The organism is Bathymodiolus heckerae thiotrophic gill symbiont (genome assembly GCF_900128515.1).
GTDB lineage: Bacteria > Pseudomonadota > Gammaproteobacteria > PS1 > Pseudothioglobaceae > Thioglobus_A.
Map to the genome: position 1 here is coordinate 1 of NZ_FQTP01000086.1, position 5727 is coordinate 5727.

Sequence of the window (5727 nt, forward strand, 5' to 3'; positions counted from 1 at the left end):
TCCCAAAACATCTATCTCCTGCATAATTCTGCAAGTACTGAGCTATGTATGTGCCGCACTCTGGAGCATTGGGCGAAAACGTGATTTCCTTTCCATTATCTTGGGAAGCAACCGGATAGGCATGGAAAAAACAACGCATTTTCTATCAATGTTTGGAACAATCCAATATCGTATTAAAATCCCATTTATCAGCATACATCCCATAAAAATATTGATTCTCATTACATGCAACATATGCTTCATCTTTACCTTTATCAAAATGAAGATGAAAGGCATAAATATTAATTCCTGAATCCACGATTTTTTTAACTAATTCGTGCCGTGTATTAATGATACGACGGCTACTCGCTATATCTGTTATGCCTAAATTTCTCAAAAAGGTAATCTTATTACCTTTAATTTTAGATAAAATGCCACCTGTTGGCATTGATGATTTTATTTTAGCACTAATTCCTTCTTTAACAGCATTCCATGTAAATAATTCCATCATTAGACGACTTTTATCGATAAATTGTGTAGAAAAATCACTGGGTAAATTTACTTTGTCTGTTACTAATTTTGTGTCATGATTTTTATTAAACCAAATATTGATAGCATCTATGTCCATAGGTGTATATTTTTCATAAATTTTTTGTTCTAAAAAAACTTTCCTACTAGGTGGTAAATCGCCTTTATAGCCTGTTATTTTTGACCAATGTTTCCAGTCATGAGCTGCAACATAAATATCATCAGATGTTTTAATAATATCTAACTCAAATAACCTGAACCCATTTTTGTAATTCAAGTCCATTGCTTCTAATGAGTTAGTATAGTTGTGTCCATCAATCCTACCTCCAGCATGAGCAATAAATCTGTTTTTATCTTTTCTGTAGATATTAGCTATAGATTTTTTTTCTATTTGTAGTTTTTTTAGAGAATTTTTCTCATCTTCTGATAAAGGAGTTAAATAGCTAGGGATGATATAACTTAATGATGTTTTTGAGGAATATTCTTTTATTTGTTGAGTGCTATTAGAGTAGGCAATATAGGCCATTCTTCCTTTTAATTTTTGAAGTAACTTAAAACCTAAGTTATCTAGTTTTTCTTTAGAGTTTCGATGAGTGCTATTAATTGTATCATGGGCAGCAACTGCCCAAAAGGTTTTCTGTTTAATTAAATCTTCTAACCTGATTATAAACTGACTAGTAGCATCCTTACTTCCATATGTATCAAAACGTTCTAAGTAAAATTGCCCTTGACTATTTACCGTGAGTAAATTCAGTCCACGACTTAATCTAAATTTTTTACCATTAACTTCAATTAAACTATGAATATTTTGTGATGTAATGCATTCAGAACTTGTAATCGAAACTAGAGGTGGATAGTCATGGATGAATTTTAGTTTTTTTTAGGTTTAGGTTCAACATATAATATTGTATCATTTGATTCTTTAATTAAATTTATGTCATCATCAGTATATGTAACTTGCTGTCCTGATTTATAGATTCCAATATACTTCTTATTGCCAAAATAAGTTTTATCAATTACTCCATCTTTGATATTAACAAGTAAATGTAGTCGTTTGTATGTTTTGTCATATGCAGTTATAGAAAATAAATTATTCATATTTCTTTTACTTTGCGACTTCCCTATTACAACCATTTCAGAATTAAATGTAATATCGAATATTTCATGTTTCTGTTTTATATCTAATGTGAATAACACACTATCCTCATCAGAGGAAATAACAAGGTTATTGTCAGAAATACTAATAGTAATGCCACTGCTATAATCTTTTTTTGTTACTGAGGCCTTGTTAAGTGTTGTAAGTTTAATTCTATTTTTCCGGATAAAATCGATAACATTATCAGTCTCAATAAAATCTACTAAGAAAGTTGCATTTGTGTCTATTTTTGCTCCACTGATAATCATTTTAGGCAGGTCTATCTGGTAAAGTGTATCCGTTGTCTTTTTAGACAATTCATTTTCACCTGCATTTGTGATTAAGTATAATTTTCTTTTAGATTTCTTGATATTTTCTATTACCTTACCACTACTACCCATAAGTAAGTGATCGGGAAAAATGAAAATAGCTGTATTATCATAAAGACCTTCATTTTTAAGGTAAATGATAAAATCATTAATCAGATAATCAACTGCTGATACTGAAAATTCAAGATTGCTCTCTCTCTTTGGAATATATTTTTCCATTCTTTTATCATAAATCCCATTCGGAAAATGGGTATTTATAGTTGATAAAAAAAGAGCAAATGGTTTATCTTTATCTTTTTTTAATGCTTGTATTTGTAACTTAGCTTCGTGAAAAATGTCGAAATCGTATAGTCCTCTATTATTTTTTGGGTATTTCCCTAAACTATTTTTTTCGGAAATTGCCTCTATCCCATAAACAGTAAGAATATCTGACATACCGGCAAACTCTTTGTTACCAACTATATATTTACTGTTATATCCAGCCTTATTTAGTATATGTCCTAAACCAGTCAGTTTGACATTAGTTATACCTTGAAAAACAGCATTGCCTTGCCCCTTAAAAAAGGCAGGCATTCCAACTTGATGGCTATAAAGAGAAGCTGATGTCCACGCCCCCCCAGGTGAAACAGGCATTTGGTCGTAATAAGTTAGCTCTTTTGATAAATTGTTTAAATTAGGGGCAATATTATTAAAGTTAGGGCCTAAAAAACCTTGCTCTAAAGATTCAATAGATATAACTATAATATTTTTACCTGCTTTCGCAGTAAGCTGATCAGGAGTAATATATTTGTCTGGAGATATACCTACATCAATTAGTGCATCTTCAAAGCTTTTTTCTTCAGCATCTAGTATTTTATATACATTGTAAATTTCATTTAATACTCCACTAGGCCAACTTAGTAAAATAAAAGAAACTAATATAATAGGGACAAAATATCTATTTTTATGAATAGGTAGTTTCTGTATATATGTTGAACCAAAATATAATATAAACCAAATTAATAATAATAATATTGAAAATAATATAAATTGAGTTACAAATTGAAACCCGTGTCCTTCAATTGAATTTATATTTATGTGGTTATAGAAACGGTAATCAATTAACCTATCTGTAATGTATATTGCTACTATTTCTAATGTTATAAAAAAAGCGGCCACCTTTGAAAAAACAATTTTCCAATGTTTCTGCCTTATTTTTGAAGCAATAAATAATAAAAATATTACCCATATAATTATTTGAAAAATATTAAACAATCCCAAACCCATAAAAAATAAGATAAATGATAATGATTATACCAGAATGTCCCTGTCTCTATTCTTATACATTTCTGAAATTTTTCAAGCCATCAGTAATAAACCATTTCTACATTTTAATACTGTTGCCCCCCTCTTTTCCAGAAGATTGTTCGATAACTTGGGAATCGTCTTGTTCTTCAAGTTGCTGGACAGTCTCCAGGTGGGTGAAAACCAAAGGGGTCAGACTCGGTGCGGCAAGCGAAGCTTGTCATTTCTTGCAAGGTGAAAGTCCTTGTCTGGATGTAACTACTCAGCGTAACTGAATAATCAAATGAAATTATAAAGCAACCTCAGGCAACTTTCCCTCAAACACAAGAGTCATTGCCAAAGTTGCACTGACACCTTGTTTACGGCACGTTGATAAATAACCTCTGACCCGACAAAATATCCCGGCACCCTTGGTGCTACGAAAGCATCCCGATATTTTCTGTTGAACCTTGGTCATCCGAATTGCATTTTCAGCAGCATTATTGGTAAACGGCACGCAGGCGTTTGTCATGAAGCGCAACACATCCTCTTCATAATTAATCAGCCTTTCCAGTAAGTTTCTCGCCTTACTGCGTTTTATTCGCCCTCGTTTTGCTTTTGCAGGCTTGTCGGGTGGCGGGCATTCTATTTCCGCTTTGCCGAGTAATTCTCTGTATAGCCCTTTCCATTTTTCTGCTTCTTTATGGGGTAATAGGCCACCTGCTTCATTGACTGCATCATTCATTTTTTCAAGCAGTCGTTTCATTGCTAGCGCCCACTTTTGTTTGTCCTGCTCCCAGGCACGCGTCAATTCCCTCAGGTGATGCGCATTACAGAGTGAATGGGTGCAATCATATTTATAATAGGGTTTCCAATGATCATGACATAAAATACCATGATAACGGGGTAAAATCCCAATGTCATTCATTGCCTCTGTGCCACGCTTGGCATGGGGAAAGAAGTGTGTCCATTGATCATTGGAGGTCCCATGTAGCCAATGGCGCTTACCATTAATATTAATGCCTGTTTCATCCGCATGAATACAGGGGGATTCGACTAAGTGTTCTTTACTGATCGTTTCAAACTCAGCTAGTTGCTCATAAGCCTGCTTATTGAAATTATAGATGGAGCCTTCGCTGATTGGCATACCTAATTGATCGGCCAAATATTCCTGAATTCGGTTGTAGGGCAATAACTGGTATTGTGAAAGGTAAACTATATGGGCTTTTATCCCGTTACCATACTGTACAGCCTTGGTGACTTCCTCTGGAAAAGGGGCGATAAAGCGCTGGCCTTTTTCATTAATCAGCCGTTGCGCCTGATACTCTGTCACCACCCTTGAAATATCAATATCGAATACCTGGCGTGTTTCAAAGCCATCTTCCGTGTATTGCCCTTTTGGCAAGGTGCGGCGATCAATCGTAATCATCTCGATTTCATCAGGACCCTCTATTTTTTGTAGCGTCGTGCCTGCATGCGATTTTTGTCCGCCAGAAGGCTTCTCTGATTTTTTGCGACTGCCTTTTTTGCGATTGGGATCGCTTGCAGGGGGTTTACTGCTATTTTTGCTATTCAGCGTTACTCGATTTAATAACACCGAGACAAGTAATAGAATGACTTCCAGTGCTGATTTTAACGCAGGCGATAGATCACGCTCAGTTTCAAGTAACTGTTTGACATGATTGATTGCGGAATCAACATCAATGGAATCTATTTTCAACGGATAAACCTGCATTGCTTTATGGACAGGGTTATTATCTCATGGGTTTTAAATCCCGAATTTTCCTTGTTGTAAGCAATTGTAAGGCGATTAAAAAAGTTGTTCGAGGTCGTCAGTATTGACTGAATTGTTGCGCATGACAATGAAAAACAGAAGCAATAAACAGCCTATTTATCAGCGAGTACCTGGTGCACTAAAAATATCAAAATTCGAGCTAAAACCCTGTCAAGAACTTTTTTTATTTATTTACGCTGAGTAGTTACGAGTATTTGTTAATTTTATTGAGTGCTTCTTCTAAATCAACAGGTGATTCGTGTATTAGAGAATGTTTTAGTTTACCTATTGAACCTTCAACTTCGATTGATTCATGCACGGGGCGGTTTGTGAAGTGGCCTTTGGTTCTACGAAATAAGCGCAGGATATATTTGTATTTAAGACCTCCCCCTTTTTATCGGGTGACCACAAAAAATAGTCATTCTAGGTATTTTATAAGCGTCAAAATTTCCATGCCCAATAGCCTGTATAATTTCTTTCTTTAACTCAGGCGTAACAGCTTCATCAGCATCAATGGATAGCACCCAGTCTCCTGACGCTTTATCTAGTGCTCGCTGTTTTTGTATACCTAACCCCGGCCAATCGGTTGTATAAACCATTCCTATCCGGTTGCTTCCCAAGATAATGGAAAGGAAATCACGTTTTCGCCCAATGCTCCAGAGTGCGGCACATACATAGCTCAGTACTTGCAGAATTATGCAGGAGATAGATGTTTTGGG

General features: G+C 34.9%; 4 protein-coding genes. All 4 read right to left on the bottom strand.

Annotated elements, in window-relative coordinates; all coding sequences use genetic code 11:
* Positions 1-145: 145 nt before the first annotated feature.
* Positions 146-1033: a PI-PLC domain-containing protein gene (locus BTHERMOSOX_RS08845; RefSeq protein ID WP_138120715.1), complete on the bottom strand. Its 888-nt coding sequence runs from the start codon at positions 1031-1033 to the stop codon at positions 146-148.
* A 344-nt stretch (positions 1034-1377) separates the two neighbouring features.
* Positions 1378-3237, bottom strand: coding sequence for a sulfatase-like hydrolase/transferase (locus BTHERMOSOX_RS08850; RefSeq protein ID WP_138120716.1), 1860 nt, complete (start codon positions 3235-3237; stop codon positions 1378-1380).
* Between the two features lie 307 nt (positions 3238-3544).
* The gene (gene tnpC / locus BTHERMOSOX_RS08855; RefSeq protein ID WP_138120717.1) at positions 3545-4954 is read right to left on the bottom strand and encodes an IS66 family transposase; all 1410 of its coding nucleotides are present in this window, start codon (positions 4952-4954) and stop codon (positions 3545-3547) included.
* A 431-nt stretch (positions 4955-5385) separates the two neighbouring features.
* The coding region (locus BTHERMOSOX_RS08860; RefSeq protein WP_212744642.1) for a glycosyltransferase at positions 5386-5727 on the bottom strand (342 nt) is incomplete at its 5' end.